Source organism: Mesorhizobium sp. P2_H9 (assembly GCF_056403215.1).
Genome location: NZ_JBFUFX010000003.1, coordinates 321,133 through 345,492, shown reverse-complemented (window position 1 = coordinate 345,492; position 24,360 = coordinate 321,133). Strand labels below are relative to the sequence as shown.

22 protein-coding genes, 2 tRNA genes and 1 pseudogene are annotated in these 24,360 nt (G+C 56.6%); 8 read left to right on the top strand and 17 right to left on the bottom strand.

Going from position 1 to position 24,360, the window contains the following annotated elements:
• Positions 1-262: 262 nt before the first annotated feature.
• Positions 263-339, bottom strand: a tRNA-Asp gene (locus AC1DXN_RS07635).
• 217 nt (positions 340-556) lie between these two features.
• On the opposite strand from AC1DXN_RS07635, the gene AC1DXN_RS07630 reads away from it, so the two are divergent.
• From AC1DXN_RS07630 to AC1DXN_RS07620, 3 genes are all read left to right on the top strand, one after another.
• A tRNA-Val gene (locus AC1DXN_RS07630) sits at positions 557-632 on the top strand.
• Between the two features lie 363 nt (positions 633-995).
• Entirely contained in the window at positions 996-1,316 is a 321-nt protein-coding gene (locus tag AC1DXN_RS07625; RefSeq protein WP_477269281.1) for a helix-turn-helix domain-containing protein, read from the top strand.
• Positions 1,313-3,970 (top strand): DUF927 domain-containing protein, encoded by a 2,658-nt coding sequence (locus AC1DXN_RS07620; protein WP_477269283.1) that lies wholly within the window; start codon positions 1,313-1,315, stop codon positions 3,968-3,970. Before AC1DXN_RS07625 ends, AC1DXN_RS07620 begins: the two co-directional genes overlap by 4 nt.
• Positions 3,971-4,107: 137 nt before the next feature.
• Here the strand turns inward: AC1DXN_RS07620 and AC1DXN_RS07615 are convergent, their stop codons facing one another.
• Positions 4,108-7,194: a phosphorylase family protein gene (locus AC1DXN_RS07615; protein WP_477269285.1), complete on the bottom strand. Its 3,087-nt coding sequence runs from the start codon at positions 7,192-7,194 to the stop codon at positions 4,108-4,110.
• Positions 7,195-7,485: 291 nt separating this feature from the next.
• On the opposite strand from AC1DXN_RS07615, the gene AC1DXN_RS07610 reads away from it, so the two are divergent.
• Complete coding sequence (locus tag AC1DXN_RS07610) at positions 7,486-8,061, top strand: recombinase family protein (RefSeq protein ID WP_477269287.1); 576 nt, start codon at positions 7,486-7,488, stop codon at positions 8,059-8,061.
• Between the two features lie 34 nt (positions 8,062-8,095).
• On the opposite strand, the gene AC1DXN_RS07605 is transcribed toward AC1DXN_RS07610, so the two are convergent.
• On the bottom strand, positions 8,096-10,921 hold the full coding sequence (locus tag AC1DXN_RS07605) for an N-6 DNA methylase (protein ID WP_477269289.1): 2,826 nt from the start codon (positions 10,919-10,921) through the stop codon (positions 8,096-8,098).
• 4 nt (positions 10,922-10,925) lie between these two features.
• The gene (locus tag AC1DXN_RS07600) at positions 10,926-11,354 is read right to left on the bottom strand and encodes a hypothetical protein (RefSeq protein WP_477269291.1); all 429 of its coding nucleotides are present in this window, start codon (positions 11,352-11,354) and stop codon (positions 10,926-10,928) included.
• Between the two features lie 148 nt (positions 11,355-11,502).
• Between AC1DXN_RS07600 and AC1DXN_RS07595 the strand changes: the two genes are divergently transcribed.
• A complete protein-coding gene (locus AC1DXN_RS07595; protein WP_477269293.1) occupies positions 11,503-12,279 on the top strand; it encodes a hypothetical protein in 777 nt (258 codons plus the stop codon).
• A gap of 20 nt (positions 12,280-12,299) precedes the next feature.
• Here the strand turns inward: AC1DXN_RS07595 and AC1DXN_RS07590 are convergent, their stop codons facing one another.
• Positions 12,300-12,659 carry a sunset domain-containing protein gene (locus AC1DXN_RS07590; protein ID WP_477421511.1) on the bottom strand — a complete coding sequence of 120 codons (360 nt, stop codon included), beginning with the start codon at positions 12,657-12,659 and terminating at the stop codon, positions 12,300-12,302.
• Positions 12,660-12,993: 334 nt separating this feature from the next.
• Between AC1DXN_RS07590 and AC1DXN_RS07585 the strand changes: the two genes are divergently transcribed.
• Positions 12,994-14,628, top strand: a complete 1,635-nt coding sequence (locus AC1DXN_RS07585; protein WP_477269297.1) for a recombinase family protein — start codon at positions 12,994-12,996, stop codon at positions 14,626-14,628.
• Between the two features lie 191 nt (positions 14,629-14,819).
• Here AC1DXN_RS07585 and AC1DXN_RS07580 read toward each other — a convergent pair whose 3' ends face one another.
• From AC1DXN_RS07580 to AC1DXN_RS07565, 4 genes are all read right to left on the bottom strand, one after another.
• Complete coding sequence (locus tag AC1DXN_RS07580) at positions 14,820-15,113, bottom strand: helix-turn-helix domain-containing protein (RefSeq protein ID WP_477269299.1); 294 nt, start codon at positions 15,111-15,113, stop codon at positions 14,820-14,822.
• Positions 15,114-15,299: 186 nt separating this feature from the next.
• Positions 15,300-15,494: a hypothetical protein gene (locus tag AC1DXN_RS07575; protein ID WP_477269301.1), complete on the bottom strand. Its 195-nt coding sequence runs from the start codon at positions 15,492-15,494 to the stop codon at positions 15,300-15,302.
• Between the two features lie 75 nt (positions 15,495-15,569).
• Entirely contained in the window at positions 15,570-16,100 is a 531-nt protein-coding gene (locus AC1DXN_RS07570) for a hypothetical protein (RefSeq protein ID WP_477269303.1), read from the bottom strand.
• Positions 16,097-16,414, bottom strand: a complete 318-nt coding sequence (locus tag AC1DXN_RS07565) for a hypothetical protein (protein WP_477269304.1) — start codon at positions 16,412-16,414, stop codon at positions 16,097-16,099. Before AC1DXN_RS07565 ends, AC1DXN_RS07570 begins: the two co-directional genes overlap by 4 nt.
• A gap of 157 nt (positions 16,415-16,571) precedes the next feature.
• On the opposite strand from AC1DXN_RS07565, the gene AC1DXN_RS07560 reads away from it, so the two are divergent.
• Positions 16,572-16,838, top strand: a complete 267-nt coding sequence (locus AC1DXN_RS07560) for a helix-turn-helix domain-containing protein (RefSeq protein ID WP_477269988.1) — start codon at positions 16,572-16,574, stop codon at positions 16,836-16,838.
• A 44-nt stretch (positions 16,839-16,882) separates the two neighbouring features.
• On the opposite strand, the gene AC1DXN_RS07555 is transcribed toward AC1DXN_RS07560, so the two are convergent.
• The 5 genes and pseudogenes from AC1DXN_RS07555 to AC1DXN_RS07535 all read right to left on the bottom strand — a co-directional run bounded on the left by AC1DXN_RS07555 (position 16,883) and on the right by AC1DXN_RS07535 (position 20,457).
• Positions 16,883-17,137, bottom strand: coding sequence for a DUF3768 domain-containing protein (locus AC1DXN_RS07555; protein WP_477269306.1), 255 nt, complete (start codon positions 17,135-17,137; stop codon positions 16,883-16,885).
• A gap of 186 nt (positions 17,138-17,323) precedes the next feature.
• The gene (locus AC1DXN_RS07550) at positions 17,324-17,938 is read right to left on the bottom strand and encodes a hypothetical protein (protein ID WP_477269308.1); all 615 of its coding nucleotides are present in this window, start codon (positions 17,936-17,938) and stop codon (positions 17,324-17,326) included.
• Between the two features lie 211 nt (positions 17,939-18,149).
• Positions 18,150-19,130, bottom strand: a complete 981-nt coding sequence (locus tag AC1DXN_RS07545; RefSeq protein WP_477269990.1) for a tyrosine-type recombinase/integrase — start codon at positions 19,128-19,130, stop codon at positions 18,150-18,152.
• A 54-nt stretch (positions 19,131-19,184) separates the two neighbouring features.
• Positions 19,185-19,436, bottom strand: a pseudogene (locus AC1DXN_RS07540) (Arm DNA-binding domain-containing protein); the annotation flags it as partial.
• Positions 19,437-19,671: 235 nt separating this feature from the next.
• Positions 19,672-20,457 carry an SDR family NAD(P)-dependent oxidoreductase gene (locus AC1DXN_RS07535; protein WP_477269310.1) on the bottom strand — a complete coding sequence of 262 codons (786 nt, stop codon included), beginning with the start codon at positions 20,455-20,457 and terminating at the stop codon, positions 19,672-19,674.
• Between the two features lie 98 nt (positions 20,458-20,555).
• Here AC1DXN_RS07535 and uxuA point away from each other — a divergent pair, with 98 nt between their 5' ends.
• Positions 20,556-21,740, top strand: coding sequence for a mannonate dehydratase (uxuA, locus tag AC1DXN_RS07530; RefSeq protein WP_477269312.1), 1,185 nt, complete (start codon positions 20,556-20,558; stop codon positions 21,738-21,740).
• Positions 21,741-21,762: 22 nt separating this feature from the next.
• Here uxuA and AC1DXN_RS07525 read toward each other — a convergent pair whose 3' ends face one another.
• The 3 genes from AC1DXN_RS07525 to AC1DXN_RS07515 are packed head-to-tail and all read right to left on the bottom strand — an operon-like array spanning position 21,763 to position 24,340.
• Positions 21,763-22,518 carry an ABC transporter permease gene (locus AC1DXN_RS07525; protein WP_477242901.1) on the bottom strand — a complete coding sequence of 252 codons (756 nt, stop codon included), beginning with the start codon at positions 22,516-22,518 and terminating at the stop codon, positions 21,763-21,765.
• On the bottom strand, positions 22,515-23,288 hold the full coding sequence (locus AC1DXN_RS07520; RefSeq protein ID WP_477269314.1) for an ABC transporter ATP-binding protein: 774 nt from the start codon (positions 23,286-23,288) through the stop codon (positions 22,515-22,517). Before AC1DXN_RS07520 ends, AC1DXN_RS07525 begins: the two co-directional genes overlap by 4 nt.
• Positions 23,288-24,340 carry an ABC transporter substrate-binding protein gene (locus AC1DXN_RS07515; protein WP_477269316.1) on the bottom strand — a complete coding sequence of 351 codons (1,053 nt, stop codon included), beginning with the start codon at positions 24,338-24,340 and terminating at the stop codon, positions 23,288-23,290. The genes AC1DXN_RS07520 and AC1DXN_RS07515 overlap by 1 nt, the downstream gene beginning before the upstream one ends.
• Positions 24,341-24,360: the final 20 nt, after the last annotated feature.

Here is a 24,360-nt window from a genome sequence, read left to right as displayed (position 1 = left end):
ATGAATCAAGCGATCTATCGGCGGATATGCAAGTGGCGTTTCACCAGAATAGTCAGCTTACCGCCGCGGCACCCCATTTGCACAGAGCCACCAATGATTCGAAGTCAGTCGTCAAGGAAGCGCGGCAGGAAATCGACAACGTCAGAAGACCGACGGCAATGGCCGGCATTCGGAGCGCCTCAGTTTGCCTGTGCAAGAACAGATTTTTGACATCAACGTCGACATTTCTCCGGCACCAAGGATCGTGACCCTTGAAGAGAAATGGCGCGAGTGACGGGGCTCGAACCCGCGACCTCCGGCGTGACAGGCCGGCACTCTAACCAACTGAGCTACACCCGCGCATGGACGAGCACGTGTCAGCCGTGTTCGTCGTTGGGGCGGTGGATAAGGGGTTCGCCACCGAGTGTCAAGCGCACCCGGACAGCATAACAGCAAACAGGAGAAGGTTTTTTGACAAGCGGGATTTTGTTGTCAAAACCAGCCGATGGCGAGGGGGCCGCCTGTTCATTTGGCCTTGCGAAGCCTGTCTTGACCGCTTAAAGGTCCGCGCCGGAGCGGGCGATTAGCTCAGTTGGTAGAGCGCTTCGTTTACACCGAAGATGTCGGCGGTTCGAGCCCGTCATCGCCCACCACTTTGATTTTAAACTATAATTTCAGTGTTTAATCTGTAGAATACAGCCCACAAAACCGCCGACTAGCTACAAAATAGCAACAGCTTGGCCGGATGGGTGAGAACAAAAATCGCTCGCCGATCATCGCGGCCCTTGTAACGGTGATCTCCACCTACTAGTTGATGAGCCAAGAAAAAGAATGGCGGCCGTCCAAGGGCCTAAGCCATCTTAGTCAGAGGGCGATCTCGGTTATCCGAGGTCTGGGTACTTTGGACTACCCCTGTCGCTTAGGCGCTTCGCTCTGACCAACCATCCTTGCCAACAAGGACGGTGGTCGGATTGCGCCCCGCATTCTCATCGCTGTCCTGCATTCCGAGGGCATCTATGAGACAGCGAAGTACCGAGCGGACATTTGTTCAACTCTATCTGTGGTTTGCGAAAAGGGGCCATTTCCCCCTCCCTCCACCGCTCCCCGTTCGTAAAAAGCGAAGGAGGAATGCGAACGAAGGTGACCTTCGGACGCCTTCGCAGGCTGCGCGTTTTCTAAAAGTCAGCGTCAAGACGCTTGCCAACTGGCGCGTGAAAGGAACGGGTCCCGGCTTCCTCAAAATCGGCAGCCGCGTGGTCTATGACTTTGCGGAACTAAAGGCATTTGCTGCCTCAGGTTCCCGCAGTAGCACTTCCGACAAAGGAGGTGCGGAATGAACGCGCGTCCTTCGAAGGTGCACGGGGCACAGGCACAGAACATCCTGCCACCCAAGTTCGAGTCGGTTGCTACCTGCCGGAAATACCGTCGCGCGGCATTGGGCGCCGCTCCAACCACTAAGCACTATCTCGCGGAAAAATGCAGCACGAAGAAACGTTGCAATTCGGGCCTGTGCCCCCTGTGCATCCGTGCCCTTCGAATGCGGTTCGTAGAGTTCCTGCATCAAGAGGCACTGCATGAGCGAAAGTGGTTCTTCGTCACGGCCTACATCCGCGGCTGGACGAAAAAGCCCGGAGACATGCGAGCCTTTGGTCGTCTGAGAGACAATCTAGAAATCAAAGCGTTCGTCCGACGCCTCCGCCACTTGAAGGTCCCGAATTTCATGCTGATCGGTGCGATCGAGACGGTCTGGCGCACAATCGATAACGAAGCGACCGGCAAGCCGTTTCATCTGCACTTCATGATCAGCGGGCCGTCTGAGCCTCAGATAAAGCAGGCAGCTCGCGGGTTTGACCTCGACAGATCCGCAAAGGGGCAGCCGCTTAGGGTCGAGGCCGTTCCACCCGGTTGGGAAGATTTCCGCAACGCTGCGACCTACACCGTCAAGCAGCCATTCTGGAAGTACTCGTATCACGGTGAGCCATCCCGAAAGAAGCGCGCATTTCCAAATCGGCGAGAGCTTCACGAGCTCATCTCTAACCTCGGTCCTCACCCGGTTTCCGGTCGATTGGCGTTCGTAGGGATGCGTTACGACCACGGACGGTTCCGACTGACCTCCAATGTGAAATCGGTGTCGGCGAACTCTCAAGTGGAAGATGGCTCAAACAACCCTGCCGATGCCGAGAAGAGGCCTCCCAACGAGGTTGTGGGGAACTTGATCGGAGCAATCGTAGCAACACTACGCGAGGGAAATTGGGCTCCTCAACCTCACGCGACACATCAACCAAACGCCGCTTCGACTATGGCTGTGCCCCCGTGCACGGCCGATCACCACAACGTAATCGAAAGGAATTCCGACATGGGTGCACAGGGCACACGTCTTCAGAAGCATGATACGACCGCTCCAAGCGCGAAGGGCATCTTCAGAGTCAAACACGTCGAGATCGACGACGCGACGGGTAATTACTCCTACGCGCTCGCTGTCCAGAAAAAGGATGGCGTAGGAGAAATAGTGGTGGCGCGCTCCGCCTTCACAGAGGTTTCCAAGTTGAAGCGCACCTTGCTTGATAAGGGCGTCCTTGTTCCCCCTGACTTGGAGAGTCGCTGTGCGGCGATTTTGGACGGCGCAATGCCTTCGCGCGAGATACGGGTCGTCCGAACAGGCCGGTGGGTTGGTGACGCATTTCTTTGTCCCTTTGGGGTCTTCGGGAAGCGATCAGACATTGCCAACGTCAGACTCGATCGAAGCCTTGTCGTTCCGAGACATGCAAAGGGCACTCGAGACGAATTCCTCTCCCAAATTCGCCGTTTCCTGTTGCAATCCGATTTTCTCGTGCTCGCCTATGTCGCTGCACTGCTGCCTAGCATGGCGTCCCGACTAGGACGGTCGTCGTCATTCGGCCTGAACTTTGCGGGCGAGTCGTCCACGGGCAAAACAACCGCTCTGGTCTTGGCCCATTCGCTCCTCACGGAGGCTAGCGAGCGGTCGCTCTTCAATTTCAATGCCCCGCCGGTCCACTTGATGAACAGACTTACAAGCTTCGGTGGGCTGGTTAATCCGTTCGGAGATCTGAAGGCGGCCAACGAGAAAGGTAGGCAGGCAGTGGAGAAGCTGCAGACGACCGTCTTCAATGCGGCGAGCGGGAAGGGCCGCGACGGTCCAACTTCCGGTTTTGAAACTCCGTCTTTCTCTATACCCTTCCTTTCGAGTGAAAAGCCCATGTCGCAGCTCTTCCGAGATGGCAACGTGGACTACGAAGGAGGCGACGCGGTTAGGTTGATAGATATCCCCGTCCCGAACCGCAGCGAGGGTGGCATCTACAACCGCAAGCGCGCGGAAGTGACTTCGGCGAACTTGGCCGCCGAGCTTAAGACGCTGATCGAGAGGCAGCACGGAACGATACTCCCGGCGTGGATCAAGTACCTGTCGTCCATTCGGATCGTCGGACTCGATTTCTCCCGAGCGATAAGCAAGATCGAGTTCATGAGGTTTGTCGATAAGCCGAACGACGGGGCCCATGACCGCATCGCCGAATGTTTTTGCCTACTCTACGCAGCAGGCGACCTCGCTTCTCAGGTGGGGCTTATCCCCGTCAAATCCACGACCATTAGGAAAGCTCTGGTCCGACTGTACGACTCGGTCCTCTGCCAGTTTGTCTCGGCCTCTAAACGCGACGAACAGGCTTGGGGCCTGTTCCTCGACAGCATCGATAGGTTTCCCCTGTTGGTTAGAGGCGAACCCCCGGTGGACACCGCGAAGACGTCGGAGGGCTTTCGTCGTCTCGAGAAGGACGGACTCAGGCTCTACCTCAAGCTTGAGGCGCTCCAGGCCCTTGTCAGGGACGACTGGTGCGTTGAACACGTGATCATGAAGCGGCTGGTCGAACTCGACGCCTTGGATGAAGGCTCCCGTGCCAGAAGCGTTCATGTCGCGCAAAAGGGTCTACTTAGGACGCGCTATCTCAGTGTCAGGTTGGGGAGGCTTGATCGCTAGACAGTGTATCTGCCACCTGCGAGCCCGGAGCGAGAAAGGCTCCGGGTTCATGACTGTCCTATCAAACGTGTGATCGGGCATCGGGGGACAGGGACGGTACGCCTACATCGCTACGCTCTTATAGAGCGAATTAGCCCTCACTCGCCAGAGTTGCCCTTGTCCTTCTCTATCTGCCGTTGAACCTTGCCTTTGTCGATCGTTTGGCTCAACGGTTTGAGAGTTTCATTTACGGCATCCAGCAATGCCAGCCGGTTCGGTGTCTCCCAATGGTCCCAGAAAACACGTGCAAGCAGGTGGGTAGACAGCGCTAGTCTCAAGAAAGGGAACGGAGGGAGTCTTGCAATGGCCGCGATCAAGGCGCTTTTCTCGCGAACCGCGTCGATCTCTGCGCCCCAAATTCTAGCGACTAAGTTCTCGATGTCGCTGTCGGGCTGGATGCTAGCAAGACTAGCTCGCAGAACCTTCTGTCCTGCGGCCGCGCCGATGTGCTCAAACATCAGGCGAAGCGGGTAGGTGAGCAAAGAAAATTCATAAGAATCCACTAGGGTTTCAGCAAGTTCTTGTATCTCCGGCGTTAGCTGCTCGTCGGGTGACACATTAAATATTGCCTTGAGTACCTCATTAGACCTCATCTTATCTCGAAGTTTATCGAAATTTGCAACGGGAAACTCGCGCATTATTCTGTCCAGAAGCACAGTTGTAATCTGGACAATTCCTGCTGCGAGCTTCCTCTTTGGCTCTCTATCGATGCGCTCGGATCCGGAACCTATAAGAGTAGTAGCAATCGCCCAAACCCTGAACCCGTCCCTCGTCTTAACGTCGTCCTCTTTTCCTTCTCTCTCTCTGGCATTCAGTAATTCGATATCTTCTTTTGCCTCTTCCTCCACCCTGCTGGCAATATCGAGCAAGCGCTGCTTGTCTCCGCTGTTGGCACGATTGTTACCGACATCCTCGAACGCCTTTTGAAGCCGCTCCTTAAGCACTTGGACGCGCGCTTGGCGCTCAACATAAGGCGGCCGAAGCTCGTTAGTTAGCAGGATGTGCTCTTCATTTGTTTCTTCATTCAGCTGACCGGCCTGCGAAACCAGTGCGGACACAATATTGTCTACCACTTTCGGATCGGCACCCAGCTCGGCATAGATGTCGAACGTATTAAAATCGAAGTCATCATTGTTTGGGTCAAAATAGCGAAGAGCATCTTCCGGCCTCTCACGCAACTCAGTCGCCAATAAATATGACTCGATAAAGGGGAGCGTTATCTTCGCAGACCCGTCAACAAAATCGATAATGCCCTTTTCCTGAAACGCTGAAATGAACTTTATGGGATCAATATCGTAATCTTTTCTCTCAGAGAACTCAGTAATGAATGACACTAAGCTTTGTCTGTCGAACCGACGAACCTTCACCTTTATATCAAAGGCCAATGCACGAAGAAACGCCTCCCGAGTAGTACGACTCAACACGACGTCATCTGTATCAGACGCGACCACAAAGCTGAGAAAACCGCCTACCGCTAGTTGAAGCAATTCCGCCCTCCTGTTTGCCTTCAACAGAGAGCTAAGAACCTCCCCAGCGACTCCAGCAAAATAACTCGGATGGGCATTTAGTTCAAAACGTCGAAAAAGCTGATGAAGTCTATACGCAATCACTGCTGATTCCTGCTCTGGAATCTTAAAATTTTGCTGAATGAAAGTAGCTATCTCGATAAAAGAAATATTACAAATCTCATGCCTCACGGCGCCGGTCATTATCACAAGATCCGTCTCACCGGCTACCGAAGCGCCATGGTCCTCTAGAATTACGAAGTGAGCATCAGGATGTTTGCCGATTTCCTCTTTCAGGGCTGCTATTCTAGATCGCGATTTTGACGGGAATCCATCCAATATAAAGATTGGCTTTATCTCAGGCTTGGCTAGCGCATCGCGGAAGCGGGCGTCAACGACGTTATCTATAGAGCCGGATGGAGGTTTGATTCGCTCGCCGTCTATTACGATGGGAGCCGTTTTCTTTCCGTGCAATTCAATACGGCCGAGCTCTGCAGCGATGATCCACGGCAGACTATTATCGGGATAATTTCTGGGAATCTCGATAATGGTTATGCGGTTGCGCGTAATGGCTTCAAGCATGTCGGTAGGGTCGGTTTTTCTAATCCCGGCATACACAGTGGCTGATGACGCACCCGCCCTGACCCTAGGCAGTGGGAGACGATAACCTTCTGGCTTTCCGCGATATTCCGGTGAAAGGTGACCAAGTTGCGTATGTGCTTCGAGGCGCATGGCATCCAGCAACTTAGGCAGTTGCGCGCCGTCGGCCTCAAGGTGAAGCTGAGTAGATTTCATACGAGATTGACGACGCTCATTAAGAAAAATCTCAAATACTCTATTTCCTAGCTGAGCCGCCAAGAGTGAAATTGCGTTGTCGGCAGCAATTCTCCGAAGATGCCCACCAGTTTGGGTTTCGAGTTGATTTTTGTTCTCATCTGAGTAATCGCATATACCCCGAATGGCTATCGCCGGGATTTCATTCATGGCAGCGACATGAAAAACCCCACCCGCCTCCGTCTCGACAGCCAACACCTTGCGGTCTAGCCCTTTCATCAACGATTTATAAATGCTGCTTTTTGAGACTGACCCGCATACGATATTTCCGTCGTGCAATTCGGGCATCCCGATGACTTCATTTTTTGAGCCGCGACCAATAAAATCGCCAAAGATCAATGCCTGCGCAGCATAGTACCGAGTGAGTTGCCAGTCTTCATATGCGGAGATGGTGTCTTTCCCGATCGAGAAATATGTAATCGCAAATGTAAGGCGCGGGTTTGTATTGTAAAAATTTGAGGACAGCTCCATCGAAAGGCCGCCACCTTTATCACTCACCTTTGCGTTCTCAAGAACGTCTATAACACTTCCGGTGATGCAAACGTCACCGACAGCTACATCGTTCGATATTCCACCGGCGATTCCAACAACAATAAAGACCCCAATGTTGTATTTGGAAACCGCGAATTCTGCAGCTCTTGTTGCCGCAGCCTTTCCCATGTCGTCTTGAAGTATCGCTACGGCCTTCACGGTTGGGACGCCCGTTTCCAACTCGACGGCCAGAATTGTACCCTTAGTTGTTTCACTTTTGACCGGGAAGCGGGCAATCAGCCTCTTAAATTCCTCTCTAAGCGGGACAATAATACAGATGTCGACGTAATCCCGGTCGTCGCTGCTATTTTCCATCGTCTTCCATGCCCCATGATTCGCCCGTCCAACTTAATATCTTGCGGCTATCCTGCCGCAATACGCTAGCTCCCTTCAGGGGTTACCCACGGGTTGTAGAGGGCACCAAGTGCCTCCGGCTGATGTCATCAAGGTGAGCCGGACGATCGTCTAGGTGGATCAGGGAACCGAAACTTCAGGGTATGCCCTGAGGTGACGTAACACGGTCCGGTTGGGGCGATGTAACATCGGAGTTGACATCGACTATTTGTGACAGTGTAGCCTTCGGCCTAAACCTTGAGGTGACAGCCAATGAGCCGTATAGGGTACGCCCGCGTCAGCACGATCGACCAAGATCTCGATACGCAAATCGCCAAGCTGAAAACTGAAGGCTGCAGCATCATCCGAGCGGAAAAGGTCTCAGGCGCCAGCAGGGACGGCCGGGCCGAGCTTGCAACCATCATCGACTTTCTACGGCCGGGGGATGAGCTTGTCGTCACCCGCCTCGATCGGCTCGGCCGAGACACTCGCGACGTTCTAAATTTGATCCATGAGTGCGAGCAGAGAGAAGCCTTCGTCACCGTACTGGACCCGCATGTTTCGACCCGCGGCGAGATGGGCCACGTTGTGCTAACGGTCCTCGGCATGGTTGCACAAATGGAACGTCGCTTTATCAGAGAGCGACAGCGCGAAGGCATCCGAAAAGCGAAGGGCGCAGGCATCTACAAGGGAGGTAAATCGAGGATCGATCAAAAACGCGTCTGCGAGATGCATGACGCGGGTGGGGGTGTGTCCGACATTGCGAAAGCACTGGGTTGTTCGCGGATGCAGGTCTATCGGATTCTACATGCGGACGCGGCCTCAAAATCTGGCGCTCATTTCCTGTAAAGACATCGGATCGTCCAATCCATTCTTGCAGCGGCTATTCGAAAAGCCCCTTTGAGGCTTTGCGCTTCCGCGACATGTCGAGACGTTTTTCACCGGTCTTCACCTTGCTCTGGCCGCGTGACAATTTTTCAACGATCACGTCTATTGCATCCAGTTCTGTTGCAATGTCGTTTCGAATTTTTGATCGAAGACGTCCGAGCACCCGCGGCTCCAGATCCGTGCCCCCCTCTCCGAGGATTACTTTGTCGGAACTAGTCGCACAAATTTGTCCCAGCCGCGCGAGCTCGTCGTGATCCGGGTCACCTATCTTAAATCGGGGGAACGGCACCTTCACAATGGTTTTATGAATATCTCGGGGACCAAAAAGCCCACGAGACTGAAATTGCTTGATAGCTCTGTTGGCATAGCCAGAATTAATGAAAGACGCGAGATAGAAGGCCTCCTTCTGCGTTCTCACCTCGCACCAGTATGCCTTGTGGTCTACTATGAATGGATGGTCGAAGGATTGGCGATCCACTACGGCAGCGGACGCATCCGTCGCGGACGAAGTGTATAGTACGAGGTAGCGAGCCCGAGGATTTTGGCCCGTAAGCTTGGACTGCCAATTGAGATAGCTACTGAGCGTATTTCCGCCATTGCGTTCGGTGCGGTTGGACTCCCAAAGGTCTTCGGCTCGTCTGAACCACGCACTCGCAAATCGGTAGCCCTTCGCCAGCAAGGAGTCGGCTTCGAGCACCTCGAATTTTCCATTGGATTCAACTACAGGCAAAAGGACCAGAGGCGGCGCTATAAGTGCGAAAGGAACGATGTTCCGAGAGATCGCAGTGCGGAAAAATAGAGCGCTTTCGGCTCGCTCTTGTATCTGCAGCCCCTTCCATGGCTTCTTCGCCTCACGCTCTGCGGCAATAGAGGTCTTGAGGGCAAGGACACGATCGCGCAAATCCTCGCCAGCGTCGACGCGCTGGTCGATATCGACGAAGAAGAAATTCCGAGGGACGATTGTGGCGCCCTGAGTGAAACTTGATGTGTAAGCGTTTGCACCAGCGAGCGAGTCCCCTGTGGTCGCGGTGATCGCCGACTTTGTACGCTTCTTCGTGCTTTGTAGCCGCGAGTAGAACCAGCGTTTCTTTTCCCAAGTCAGGCTACGTCGCGCCTCCAAGAGATGAACCTGCGCCTTACGCAGGCGACCTGAAACAGAGTACCCATCAATACCAAGTTCCGGCAGGGCGTTCTCGCCTTTCCCTTCCTTTCCGTGCTGCGCGAACAGGACGCAACACGGCACCCGAAACAGCGGCGCGACACCATCAAGATCCCAAACGGCGGATAGGCGAAGGCCTGCAACGTTCCCGGCGCGAGTAGCCTCATGCTGATCGGCAGACATGAAGCTCCGCGGCAGGACGAACGCTAATCTGCCGCTGCGCTTCATAAAGTAGTTGACGGAGTGGGCGAGGAAAATCGCTGCTATCTCAAGGTGTGGAAAATTTGCCCTATTTTCCGGCGTTACCCGATAGTGATCTGACAGCGTCCTCAGCAGGTTCTGGTAGTCACCGTTGGACACTCCCGCGTATGTCAACCACGGCGGGTTACCAACAACGAAGTCGAACCGGCCCATTAGGAAAATCGGCTTGTAGGAGTTCTGTAGGATGAACTTCCAAATGCTGTCGCGGCCCTCGTTATTTGCGCCCCACATTGCGCTATAGATGTCGTACAGTTGACTTGGAAGATCTCGCGATTGCGAGTCGTCGAACAAGGAGGCGCCGAGCTGAAAGAAGCGCTCTCGCGACAGTAGCTCACCGTATCTGTCGACGAGTTCATCACAGAAAGTGATTAGGGCATCGAAGGCTTCCGGCGCGGACACTCCACGAGTATCGATCGCATAGGACCCGTTGTCGACGGTTACATTGAACGTCGACTCAAACAGATCGGCCGTCCCTCGCGGCACGAGAAGACTGTTTGCAAGGTAGATGTGCAGCGTCACTGGGCGGCGAGCTCGGCGGACAGTCTCACCGAGGGACAAAAGGACGGTGGTCTTCGCAATGAGAACCGACAGTGGATGGATGTCGATGCCCACCACTTGCTCGGCGAGCTTCTCAGCGCCGAGATCAGGGTATTGTTCCCGAAGTCGCGCGATCCCTGCGCGCAGAAAAGAGCCGCTGCCGCAAGCGGGGTCGAGGATGGATGACGTGCGTTCGAGAGGTAGCTCCTCCATCACTCGTTCGCAAAGCCAGTCCGGAGTATAGTACTCGCCAAGCGCGTGACGGGTCTCGAGGTCGATCAGTTCTTGATAGACACCCTTGAGAATGTCTTCCTGCACTTCTGAAAAGTCGTAGGAGTCGATCTGGCGTCCTATCTCGCGGAACATTGGGCGAAGTGCCGTTAGGAACTCGTCTGAAGCGACCCAGTGAAAGAAGTCATCTTCTACAAAGCGTTCCACGTTCAGGCGGTCGAAGATCCGGCCAGAAAGGACGTCACGAATCGTATTGTCGTCGGTCGCCGTCTCCTTCGTAATGACCGAATAGGCTATGAATTTTGCAAAAACAGAAAGGTAGGTGTGAACGAGGAACAGCTTGGGTGAGTTATCGAAATGGCCGTAGGCAATCGAAAGGAAGCGGTTCCATTGCTCGAATGCGACCTTGAGTTCGCTTTGGTGCTCCAGGGCTGGCAAACATCGGTTCAGCGCGGTTATGGAATTAATAAAGGCCCGAGACGTATCCCCGAAGTTCGCCCTGATGTTTTCTAGGGTCGCGGTCTTACGCTCGTCCGCAAACAGGACCTCGTCGAGGAAGAAAGGGAATTCGGCGAACGTGCTAGGAGAAAGATCAAACGCTTGGACCTCACGTAACTCAAAGCTGCGTCCCATTAGTTCATCGACTGCGACGTGAGACCAGTCGGGTGCGTAGCGACGCCAGCGTATGCCTGCCCTCGAGGTATTCTTTAAGCTGGTCCCGGGCATGGTCCCCCGTTCGGGCGAGATCGCGCTCCCATTCAATAATTACGGCATCGGTCTGGCTATCCGCCCGCCCCCTTGCCGTACGGCCGTCCCTGATGATATTTGCCACTGAGGTTTCAGCCCCCATCGCCATATCGCGTATGAAGCCTTGCACCTTATCGTCACTCCGGAAAATGGTGGTGACATAGGTGAGGAATCTCTCCTTCTTGGCCGCCTCAGAGTTGGCTCGCCGCAGGTCGTGATAAAGATGCTCAGTTTGGGCAGAATCGAAGAGTGTTTCGAGCACGGCAACCTCGAGAAACGGAAACGGCAGCCCTAACACGATAGTCAGGTGCGACGCCATCCTAGCTCGCCCGTGCCATTGGCACGGGACGACTTTTGAGACTCAGTGTTGCCCGCTGGTTGGATCCTTTGTTACGGACGGCTAAAGCTTTGTTCCAGTCTTCGGCGCTTCTTGGGAATCTAGGCTTCAAACAGCTGCGGAGGGGCACGTGGGTGCATATTCGGAAGAAACGATCGGACAATTCGCAGAGGCCTACGAAAAATGGATCCCGCGGCAAGAACAACTAATGACGGACTATATGACTCGGGCTTACCGAGGTGAAAGGGCATCCGAGTATGCGCGGCATGGTTTGTCGAGGCGATTGCAGAGCCTTCGTCACGGCATCGATCGGATGTTTCAGCTGATACCCCCGGAATCGGACGAGCCTCCAAGCCGCGATCAGCTCATGGATGCTACCGCCTTCATTCACTCGTTTCTGGTGAGCGTCTACGGTGGTTTGGACAACGTCGCTCGAATTTGGTGTTGGGAAGCCGAAGTGAAAAACGGGAGGGGAAAACCTCTCGCAGACGGTCAAATTGGTCTTGGCCCCAAGCACATCACGGTTCGCGAGAGCTTGTCCAACGAGTTGCGAGATTACCTGAAAAGCGCTGACCCTTGGTTCGAATATTTAGCAAACTACCGTCATGCAGTCGCTCATAGGATACCTGTCTACATCCCCCCGAAAACGCTTAGCGATGAAGAGGGCAACGAGTGGCGAAAGTTAGAAGAAGGGATTGCCCGAGCTGCGAAAGCTAGGAACTTCGATGAGTATGACGGGCTCTTTTCCGCCCAGAGGGCTTTGGGTCGCTTTGAGCCCGTAATGACACACTCATTTGGAGAAAATGCGAGGCCTGTGTGCCTTCATGGGCAAATGCTTTGCGATTTCTCCACCGTCATCGAGATTGGCGAACACCTGCTGAAAGAGTTAAATGGGCTAGACAACTGATAGAACCGAACGACGTTCGACTATACCTTGGCCTTCCGCCACCCAGCCCACCAAGCTTGCCATTCGGAGCAGAACCAACGCTCCCCTCGCGCCGGGTTTATGCGCGTAGCCGAATAGTATTCCTGACCGGGCACATGATAGATACGTTCCCCGCGATCATTGATGTTTCCCTTGATGTCACAGCCCACTTTGCGCACGGCGACGGACGTCGTTGACGTGCTCGGATGATGAACATTTGGAAGTGAGTGCTGGGTGTCTGTCGCGACATAGGCGAAGGACGCCGTGACAAGCAGTGCGAGAGAAATAGGGAGACGAGCGCGCAGAAGACTACGCCACCAAGGCCTTCGCCGTCGAACCCTCGGCTGAACAGAATTGCCCATAGCCATCTCTCCAAGGGGAGAATGCTTCTGTCGGGCGCAAGAGTCTAGAGAAAGGCAGGACGCGCTTCGAGCTGCCCCTGCAATCTGATAAAACTTCCCCCAGAAGCAGCGGTGGCTTGTCTGCTCGAAGAATCCCCCGGTCGGCTATGGGCTTACGCTTACGGTGCTTGGCATCGCCTCCCGCCTTCAGGGTGCGCTCTCCTCGGCTACGGCAAGCACACCTGAATTGACCGCTCAAAACGTTTTGCTCAAGGACGTTGTGGAGTAATATGCGCTTGTCGTCATCAGCGTCGTTCCTGCCGCATTAGACATCGGCTCGCGCGGAGGCACTATAGTGACTGCACTTACAAGCGATCTTCGCATTCCGGCTGCGCAGTACATTCGCATGTCGACCGAGAACCAGCGGTATTCTTTAGAGAACCAGATCGCTGCCATCGGGGAGTATGCCGAAAAACGAGGGTTCGCTATCGTTGAGACCTACGCCGATGCCGGTAAAAGTGGCTTAACCTTGAAGGGAAGAGATGGCCTGAAACAGTTGTTGGCTGACGTTGTGACTGGCCAGCATTCCTATTCTGCGATTCTGGTTCTGGACATTAGCCGGTGGGGGCGTTTTCAGGATACGGACCAATCTGCCCATTACGAATTCATCTGTCGGGACGCCGGGGTCGCGGTCGAGTATTGCGGCGAACCGTTCGAGAACGACGGCAGCATGGTCTCGATGATCGTTAAGAACCTGAAGCGGGTGATGGCCGGTGAGTACAGCCGCGAACTGTCTACAAAAGTCTCAAGGGCGCAAACACAGCAAGCACGTCTTGGGTTCAGACAGGGCGGTGGGGTCCTCTACGGGGTGAGACGCCTGCTGGTCAGCGAAGGTGGAGAGCATCGATTTCTCCTCAGTCTAGGCGAGCAAAAAGGCCTAAGCACAGATCGCGTTGTCTTTGTGCCCGGTCCACCGGATGAAATCACAACCGTGCGCCGCATTTTCCGGATGTTCGTTAGCCAGCATCGAACAACGACAACTATCGCTCGGAAACTGAACGTTGAAGGTGTCCTTTCAACAAACGGTCAGGCATGGACCCAGAGCCGCGTCAGAACCCTTCTCACAAGCGAGTTGATGATAGGATACTACGTCTACAACGTACGAACGCGGCGGATGAAAGGGCCGTCCAGACCAAATCCTCCAGACCTATGGATCAGAACGCGGGTAATGGACCCAATTGTTGACCCAAAACAATTCGCGAAGGTTCAACAGGAGATGAGACGCAAAGTCGGCAATGCCTATGCGAAGACGGACATGATCGAAAGGTTGAGGAGGCTTTTCAGGGAGAAGGGAAAGCTCACTCAAGGAGTAATTAATGCCTGTCCATACACTGCTTCTTCGAGTTCGTATATTAACCACTTTGGTAGTCTCGTAGCATCCTATGAACTGGTTGGGTATAAATGCCCTTGGCAGCAAGGTCTCAGATATACGGATGATTACCTAATTGACGGGATACGAAGACTCCATGCCGAGTTTGGATATGTCACAGCTAAAATGATCAATGCAGACCCAGACCTTCCAGTGTCTCGTGTGCTCACGTTCCGATTTGGTTCGTTAATGCGGGCCTATGCGCGGGCAGGCTTTCCTTCAACTATATACGAGTCGGTTCGTGCGGGGATGAAAAGGGCGACGGCACATCCTCACTGCAAGTTTAAGTGGGGATTTACGAATGATCAACTTCTCGATGGACTCCGACGGCTACACGCAAATTTCGGGTATGTCACCTCCGCTCTTATCAATGCGGACCCAGACCTTCCTGCGGCTGGTGTGTTCAGATCGCGATTTGGCTCGATACTCCAAGCCTATGGGTTGGCAGGGTTCCCAACTACACGATCAGAGTCACGCTCAGCGGCGAGGAAAAGAGCGAGGGCGCTTTTAGAGGCACACGACGAAGGCAATCCGAGAGCTCTTCGTCCGCGTTGTGTGTAATGGTCGCGCATATAGATGCAGATTCCGAGCTACCTAGGTATCAGGTTTCCTAGCTGGCAGGCTTGCCCTCCGCCAACTTGGAGTTGATCTCTGCGGGGCCTCTACGCGCAACTCTCCGGCGGCAGAAAGATCAACAGGGAGAGTCCGGGCCTCGATCCGGTTCAACTAAGAAAGGATGCCGGGGTTGATGTCTATTTGTCCTCCGCATCGACTTTTCCAGCCCAATTGAGCGAATCGAGGCAGCGGACAAGGCGGTCGATCGAGAACCTCCCCGTGCGACCGATGGCAATGTCGGAGAAGTCGGGCTGTTTCATCCCAAGCATCTCAGCCGCCTTCGCCTGAGTAGGAGTCAGGCCTTGGTGTTTGATAATGGCGCGGATCTCGCGCAGCAGCTTGGCCTTGAGCAGTTCCTCTTCGGGATTGTCAAAGCCCAGATCCGCAAACACGTTGCCGCTGCTCATTTCGGCGGTGATTTCTTCTTTCATGACGTCATTTCCATAGTCTTCGCGGTACGCTCCTCGGTCGCCTTCAATCGCGCCCTTACTAGTCTAGACAGGCGGACTCGTACGTCGCTTTGGCAAATGTCGGCGCCGACAATCCCCAGTCAACCGGAGCGGCCCGCTCTTAGCCTCCGTTCTAACCAAGTTCTTGGCGGCGGCGCTGGATGAACATTAAGCTTTCTTCCGCTTTAGCAAGGTCACCAGCACAGTCCGCATCGACGAGTGCTCATCACTATCAAGCTCGACGATCCAGTCGTCGTTGTGCTTGTGCCAACTGAAGTTCGCATTTCGTAACGCATGTCGATACGCTTTCGGATCAACACCAACGGACCTAGCCATATCGGCGGCATTTGTCAGCTTGGCCATGACGACGCCTCCCATGCTTTCCGCTAAGCATATACGAGGTAGGGCCGATATGGAAAATCATTGCATTCCGGCAACTCATTCGCCTTGCTCGGAGCATTGAATATCAACGCCTCCGATAAACGCCTTATTGAGCTTGTCCCAATCGGCGAAGGACACCTTCGTGTTGTTGAAGTCGAAGACCGCAAAGCGTTCGTGCGACCGATTGCTCATCACCGAGATGAACATGGATATTCCCGCTGCTGCTAGTTCGGGAGGTTGCCCCACGGCCCGAGCTTGCACGTAGGCCATCATGACATTGACGACCGAATCTACTCCGACACCATTCTCATCGATAGTAACCTTGCCCTTTGGACCGGGTTGCGCCCGTGTGCCGTTGACATAGAGATTGCCGTCCGCATCGGCAGCAAACTGCCATCCTTCTTCATCATCCCGGCCATTGGTCGACGGAACACCCAAAATCTGGCTGCCCCGGAACCAACATTCCATGGAGTAGGGCATGTTTGACTGCTGGGTCAGATAGTCCTGTGCACTCTGGGCATGGGCCGAGACCGTCAGTATGGGCAGGGTTGCAGTTAGCGCAATTAAGCCGCGCAGAATCCCTTTCATTTTGCGGCTCCTTCCGTTTTTTTGATCCGGCCTGCACGAGCGCTTCTCCATGCGAAGTACGCCATGGCGGCGAGGATCAGGTCGGCGAAGGCCCAAATCTTCATGTCGGTAAATGCGCTGGCTGCGATGAAGGCAAACAGGCTGCCGACGACGAAAATGATCGCCGAGACGAGCGGCAGGCCGAAGGCAAAGGCGCCGCCGACGAAGAACAGCAAACCGACCAACACGCCGACTGACCCAGCGCCCGCTAGGTCATGGTTGGCCGCGATGCTTCCACCCGTCGCGACCGCGCAGGACTGCAGCATCGAAATCATGCCAAGCAGGATGCCGATAATTCCAACTGCGATTTTCATTTCAATCCCCCTGAAGCTTCGTAACCGGTTTGCATAGAACCTGAAGCAATACCCACATCGAATAGGGGACTGTCAGTCCGTCGATTGTCAAGCCGTTTGTATTGCCTTCTTGCTCACGATGAATGTGCGCAAAATCATTGGTTGGAATCTCCGCAAGCTCCGCGTTGAACAGGGCCTGTCGCAAGAGCGACTGGCGCTGGCGGCCGAGATCGATCGATCGTATGTCGGTCGTGTCGAGCGCGGCTCGGAAAACGTCACGACCGATACACTGCAGGCTTTGGCGAACGCGCTTGGAGTTGCCCCTGCCGCACTTCTGACCGAACCTCCGAAAGGTGCTCGTGAGCCATCTCCACTTTCTTCGGGCAGAAAGCCGAAAGCGGTTTAGACGAGCTGGCGGATGTGCCCCTGTGCATTGTGCAGGGGAGAACATCAGTACTCCTCCGGCAGCATGACCGTCATGACCCGAATGGTGACGGTCGGGTCGGAGGCGTCAGGCGACAGGTTCACAAGCGCCCGGTCGTAGTAGTCGATCTTGAAGAACAGCTGCCGCTCGCCGACGTGCAGCAGAGCGCAATCGTGCTGGCCCCATGGATCGTTGTTCTCGTCGAATGCATCGAAGTTGGCGATGGCCAGCAGAATGGCGCCGATCTCTTGGGCAGGCAGTGCGGCGACACCGGCGGTCATCACCATGCGCCCGCCAGCACCCGTCTGGCGCAGTTGGTCGTTTAGGGTCCGAATACGCGCCGTTCGGTCAGCTGCCGATAGCCGACCGACGCGCTCTGTTGAGCATGTCATGAGGTGGTTCCTTCGAATGGATGAGTGATTGAGGGGGGGCGGGCCGGATCGAACCCGGCCCGTTTGTAGGCCGCTTTATTTCTTCGCCAGCTGGCGGGGGTGGATCAGGCCGAGCTGGTAGTAGCTGCGGTCGACCTGCGGGGCATCCGGATAGTCCCTGAATTTCAGCGTAAAGATGCCCTTGGCTTTCGCCTTCATGATCCGGGCTTCGAAATATCCCTCGTCGGGGCCTTCCGATGCCAGCACCATGTCGCCGACCGCCAGCTTTGCCCAAAGGTCGCCACCGTTACCGCCAGCGGCACCGCCGCCACCATCGCCCCCGCCAAGGGCCGCCACCGGCGCAGGCGAGCCCGCTGAGGCGTTTTCGGGGCTGTCGGCGGCCTTGTCGTCGCCCGGCCCGCCGTCGCGCTCGTCAGCGACGCCCGCAAGGGCCGCGATGCGGGCATAGACTTCCCCTTTGACGAAGGGCACGAACGCCTTGCCGCTATCGAACAGCTTGCCGCGCGGAAGTCGCATGGCGATATCGACGGCTTCTCCCGGCTCAATGCGGTGCGAGTGCATCCCCATCAGCTTCGCAGCACCCTCCGCCGCCTCAACCTCGGGCAGCAGGAATATCGAGGCATGAGGCTTACGGGCATCATCCCTGCCGAACACGATCAGTGATCGGGTGGTTTCGGAGGCGACATTCATTGGCCGACCTCCAAATATGACAAAGGGGCCAGAGGGCCCCTTACAGTGTGATTTGTATGGTGCCGACATGGCGTGTCGGGCCGATCTGTCAAAGGCATGTTAGTGCTCCTGTTAAGGGTCTGGCCTAACCGCGTCAGCCGACGCAGCTCGCCGCAGCCAGTATAACAGGAATGTTTTCCTATTGTCAAGAATCGGTTGAAAAATCAAACGGTTAGGTCTTATGACCCGCTTGATCGACTGGAGCTTCAATTGCCGGAATTGCTCTAGGTCGTGACAGGGCTGCGGCGATAACGGCGCTTACAGCTTCGGCTGCCGAAGCGAGCGCTTTGTCCGGCAGATGAACGTATCGTGAGGTGATTCCTCTGCCTTTGTGCCCGAGCAATCCCGCTATCGTGCCGTCCGAGTACCCCAGCTCAGAAGCGAATGACGCGAACGTGTGACGCAGAGTGTGCGGCGTCGCGTTCTCAACTTGAGCAGCTTCAAAGATTCGCCGAGCTTCTTTACCGATACCTTGGTAGGCAGCGTTCCCCTTTGAGCCGGGGAACACAAACGACTTACCTGCTACGCGCCGCTGGCCCTTGAAGACAGCCAGTGCAGCCCCTCCGATGGGCCGGAGGCTCTTGCCCGTCTTTGTGTCGGCCAGTCTCAGGCAGTTAAGAGCGATGTCAAGCTCGGTCCAACGAAGCCCTGTAATCTCTCCGATTCGACATCCAGTGAGACAAAGCAGCTTGATGATGGAGAGAGCGTAGGGATGGATTTCTTTGTCTTGCGTGTCCCTTCCTCTAGTCAGCACCGTGCCGAGGCGACCGAGCTCTGTCGGGTCGAGAAAACGCTGTTTTGCCTCGCTTCGAAATCGCCGGACTTTGTGCACTGGGTTTCGGTCGATGAAACCTTCGTCCACTGCCCATGTCATGATGCCGGACAACAAGTCTGCGACCCGAGCTGCCGTGGCTGCGCCTCCCGTCACGTTCGCTCTGCCTCGCGCCTTGGTCTTTATGCGCGCTTTCGTCTTGCCGACTGTAATGTCTTCAATCAGACGTTTGACATCCCGGCCATCGATATCCGTTACTGCCTTGGTTCCAATTAGAGGCTTAATGTGGCGGTCGATGCGGCCTCTATCGATCGAGAGGGTCGATTGCTTCTTCGGCCGATTAAAGCGCGTCAGGATCGCCCCAGCCTCGGCAATTTCCATGTACCGATCGCAGAGATCGCCCATAGTTGGCGGCTTGGGACGATCCCTCTCGGCTGCCGGATCTTCACCCGCTGCGACTAAACCGAGCAGCCGTTTGGCCTCATTCCGTGCTTGATCAACCGTCCAAGGAGATCCATAGCGGCCTATCGTAAGCCACCTTTGTTTGCCGCTCTGGCTGTATTTTAGGCAGAACGTCGGGTGCTTGCGCTGCCGTCTAACCCCAAAGCCCGCAACTGACCCGCGCCCAGAATCCCAAAGTGTGGAATCGGCAGGCATATCGTCAATGTCAGTTTTGGTAAGAGGCACCGATCACCACCCTAGCTACAGCCTAGCAACAGCTAGTATGGGAACTCGGGTGATTTGGAAAGACGCCACATCATAAAAAGCTTAGTTAAAACAATCAATAGATGATCTGCCGGGAATTGGAGGGACACGGTAGCTATACGTTTACACCGAAGATGTCGGCGGTTCGAGCCCGTCATCGCCCACCATTTTACAGGTCTTGCTGGATTGAATGATCGGATCGCGGCGATCCGGCCCCCTACTTGACCCCGATGCCGGCGGTCAGGCCGCCGTCGATCTTGTAGTCGGCGCCGGTGCAGAAGCCCGCCTTGGACGAGCACAGAAACGCGATCAGCTCCGCGACTTCTTCCGGCTCGCCGATCCGGCCAAGCGGATGCGCTTCGCCGAAGCGTTTGAAAGCGGCTTCGATATCGGCGTCGCTCCCGCCGTCACTGCGCGCCGCTCTTTCCAGGATCGGCGTGCGGATCGATCCCGGGCTGACCGAATTCACGCGGATTCCCTGACGCGCATAGTCGAGCGCCAGCGAGCGCGTCAGCGTATGGATCGCCCCCTTGGTCGTGGCATAGGCGGCGACGTTCTGCTGGCAGGCGTGGCCCTGCACGGACGCCAGGTTGACGATGGCGCCGCCGCCACGCTTGATCATTTCGGGAATGCCGAAATGAGCGGTCAGGTAGATGGAGCCGACATTGACCGACATGGCCTGGTTCCAGGTCTCGAAATCCGTGCTCGTTGCCGTGCCATAAGGGTGCACGGCGGCCGAGTTGACGATGACGTCCAGTCCGCCGAAGCGCGCGACGCCGGCCGCGATCGCCCGGGCGACCTGATCGGGCAAGGAAACGTCCGCCGTCACCACCAGCGCCTTTGCGCCGGAACCATCCAATTCCTTTTGCATCGCCGCATTAGCGCTGCCGTCGATGCCGCAGGCGATGATCGCAGCACCGCCCGCCGCCAGGCGCCTGGCGCTTGCCAGGCCGATACCGGTGGTTCCGGTCACCAGGGCGATCTTGCCGTCGAAATCCTTCATGGCTCAAACTCCGTCATCGCGTCGTCGGGATTGCCGAAGTTTCGACTCCGGCTATGGTCCAACAATACGGTTTTGGCTTCGCTTCGGAAGGGACCTTGATGGAACAATGTTGGCGCTGGTACGGGCCGGACGATCCGGTCACGCTCGATCATGTCAGGCAGGCGGCGGCGACGGGCGTCGTGTCGGCCTTGCACAACATCTATGACGGTCGCGCCTGGCCTTTGGCCGACATTCTTGAACGCAAGCGCATCATCGAGGACGCGGGGCTGACCTGGTCGGTGGTGGAGAGCATCCCCGTCCACAACTCGATCAAGATCGGCTCGGCCGAGCGGCAGCGCTACGCGGATTTTTACAAGGACACCATTCGCGCCCTGGCCAAGGCCGGCATTTCGACCATCTGCTACAATTTCATGCCCGTGGTCGACTGGACCCGCACCGATCTCATGTATCGGCTCCCGACGACCGGCTTTGCCTTGCGTTTCGATGCGATCGACTTCGCTGCCTATGATCTGTTCGTGCTGAAACGCAGCAATGCCGAGGCAAGCTACAGCCCGGCTCGCATCGCGGAGGCACAAGCGCGGCTTAAGACATTGAGCGACGACGCGATCGACAGAATAGAGCGCAATCTCATTGCCGGACTGCCCGCCACCGAGCGCAGTTACAACAGGGAGACGATGCGCGACGCGCTCGCCGACTATGCGGCAATCGGCCCGGCGGAACTGCGCGCCAACCTTGCCTGGTTTCTGAAGGAGATCATTCCGGTTGCCGAGGAAGTCGGCGCACGCATGTGCATCCATCCAGACGATCCGCCTTTCTCGCTCTACGGATTGCCGCGCATCGTCTCCACCGCCGATGATGCGCGCTTCATCCTGAGCACTGTCGACAGTCCCGCCAACGGGCTGACGCTGTGCACCGGCTCCTACGGCACACGCGCCGACAACGACATTGTCGCGATGATCGAAGAATTCGGATCGAAGATCCATTTCGCCCATCTGCGCAACGTCACGCGCGAGGACGATGGCTCGTTCTTTGAGGCCGAACATCTGGAGGGCTCGACCGACATGGCGTCGGTGATCCTGGCGCTGATGAAGGAAGAGGGGCGTCGGCGCATAGAGGGCAGGGCCGACTGGCGCATCCCGATGCGTCCCGACCACGGCCATCTGCTTGCCGACGACATCGGCAAGACCCGGATCAACCCGGGCTATTCGCTGATCGGCCGCCTCAAAGGTCTCGCCGAACTCCGCGGTATCATGCGGGCGGTGGAGCGCTTCGAACTGGCTTGAAACCTGGCAGCGAAAATGCCTGTCAGTATTTTATGACACGGCGCTCGACGAGAACCACGATCGCGAACAGCGCGATCGACAGCGATGACGACAGCACGATCGCCGCGTAAAGCCGGTCCGACTGGTAGTTGAAGCTCGCCTGGATGATGAGTGCGCCGAGGCCCTTGTCCGAGCCGATCCACTCGCCGACGATGGCGCCGATAACCGCCGTTGCCGATGCGATCCTCAGCGAGGAAAACAGCATCGGCAGCGCGCGCGGCAGGCGCAGGCTCCAGAAAATTTCCCAGCGCGTCGCCGACAGCACCCGGAACAGCTCATGCTCATTGTCGCTGCCTGAATCCAGGCCACGGATCATGTTCACCAGCGTCGGGAAGAAGCAGATCACTGCCGCGATGACGATCTTCGGCGTCATGCCGAGCCCGAAGATCAGGGTGATGATCGGCGCCAGCGCCAGGATGGGGATGGTGTTGAAGAACAGCACGATCGGAAAATAGGCGGCCTGTAGGATGCGGCTGTGCACGAACAAGACGGCAAGCAGCACGCCGGCAAGATTGCCGATGACAAAACCGGCCAGCGCCTCGATCAGCGTCGGCCTGAGATTGGCGAGCAGCAGCGACAGGTTCTTCTGGAATACGCCGAATATGGCCGTCGGCGTCGGCACGATATAGGCGGGTACGCCCAGCCATGGGAGCAGGACCTGCCAGGCGAAAAGGAGCGACGCGGCACCAAGCACGGGCAGGGCGATGGCAAGCGTTGGCGACAAGGGAGCCGGCTTCATGAGGCCCGCTCCAGCGCACCGCGCAATTCGGCCATGGCGTTGACGATCGCCGGATCCTCGCGCGTGCAGCGGTTGCCGTCCTGCTTGAGCGGCCGCATGTCGAGATCCTTGACCAGGCGCCCAGGATTGGCGGCAAGCACGATGACGCGTTCGCCGAGATAGGCGGCTTCGGCGATCGAGTGGGTGACGAAGAGGATGGTGGTGCCGGTGCGGCGCCACAGGTTCAGAAGCTCGTCATTGAGGCGGTCGCGGGTGATCTCGTCCAGCGCCCCAAACGGCTCGTCCATCAACAGAAGGCTGGGTTGTCCGAGCAGCGCGCGGGCAATGGCCACTCGCTGGCGCTGGCCGCCGGAAAGCTGGTGCGGCAGACGCTCGCCGAAGCCGGCGAGCCCCATCAGGTCGAGCAGGTCGTCGGTGCGATCCTCGATCTTGCGGGTCACACTGCCTTGTCCGACTTCGAGCGGCAGGCGGATGTTGTCGCGCACCGTGCGCCACGGCAGCAAGGTCGAATCCTGGAAGACGAAACCGACGTCGCGGCGCGAGCGGGCGGCGCGCGGCCGGTCGCCAAGCACGCTGATGGTGCCGCCGAGTGGATCGAGCAGGTCCGCGACAACCCGCAACAAGGTCGACTTGCCACACCCTGAAGGTCCCAGAATCGACAGGAAAGATCCGGCCTCAACGAAAAGGTTGAGGCCGGAGAGCACTTTCACCGCCGCCTGCCGGCCGCCATAGCCGACATCCAGTTCGCGGGCTTCTATTGCGTTCGCCATCAGGCGGCGGGCGCGTCGAGCTTGGGCCGGTCGGCGGCCGACAGTTCGAGGATTTTTGTGGTGTAGACGTCCGCCGCGGCCGGCCTTCCGTTCGGGTATTGGCCGACCTTGTCCAGCAACGCCAGTTGGCTTTCGATGGAGGCGGGGTCGAATGTTCCCCAGCCATCCCTGGCAGTTGCGGCGTCGAAAGACAGCTTCAGCACGAGATCGATGGTTTTCTGCTCCCAGCCGAGGTCCATTTCCGGATAGGCCGCGACCATCTTGCTCACCGCTTCCTTGGGGTTTGCATGAACCCAGCCCCAACCCTTGGCCACGGCGCCGATGAACTTCGCCAGCGTCTGCGGATCCTGTTCTATCGCAGTATCAGTGGCGAAGTAGACATCGGCATAGGAGTCCAGCCCGAGATCGCGCACCAGAAGATCGACCCGGTCATCTCCGACGACGCTGAGCGCCTGCGTGTTGGTGATCCAGCCACCGATGGCGTCGACGTCGCCACGTATCAGCGGCGCCTTGTCGAAGCCGACATTGACGACGGTAACATCGGAGGCGCTCAAGCCGTTCTTCGACAGGATTTCGTCGATGACAAAACGAGCTGTCGGCTGAATGCCGATCTTCTTGCCCTTGAGGTCGGCCACGCCGCGGATCGGATTCGACCCCTTGGAGGTGAAGGCATAGGGGCCGGTGCGGAAGCCGCAGGCGATGATTTTCACCGGCACGCCGCTGGCGCGCGCGGCATAGAGCTGTGGCGTTTCGGAAAACTGGCCGAGCTGGGCGGCGCCTGAAATCACCGGCGGCACGGTCGCGGAATTGGGCCCGCCGGGGCTGAACTCGACTTCGAGCCCGGCCTCCTTGAAATAGCCGTTGGCAACGGCCGCGATGTCACCGATCTGGCCGTTCGACATCAGCCAGTCATACTGGATGACGACCTTTCCGGCTGCTTTCGCGCCTGGCGTGAGCAAAAGCTGCATGCCTGAGGATGCGGCCGCAAGGCCGATCAGGCCGGTCTTGATGAAGGACCGGCGGTTTGTCTGGTAGCGTTGGTTCCCACTCATTTTTCGCTCCTGTTGGATGT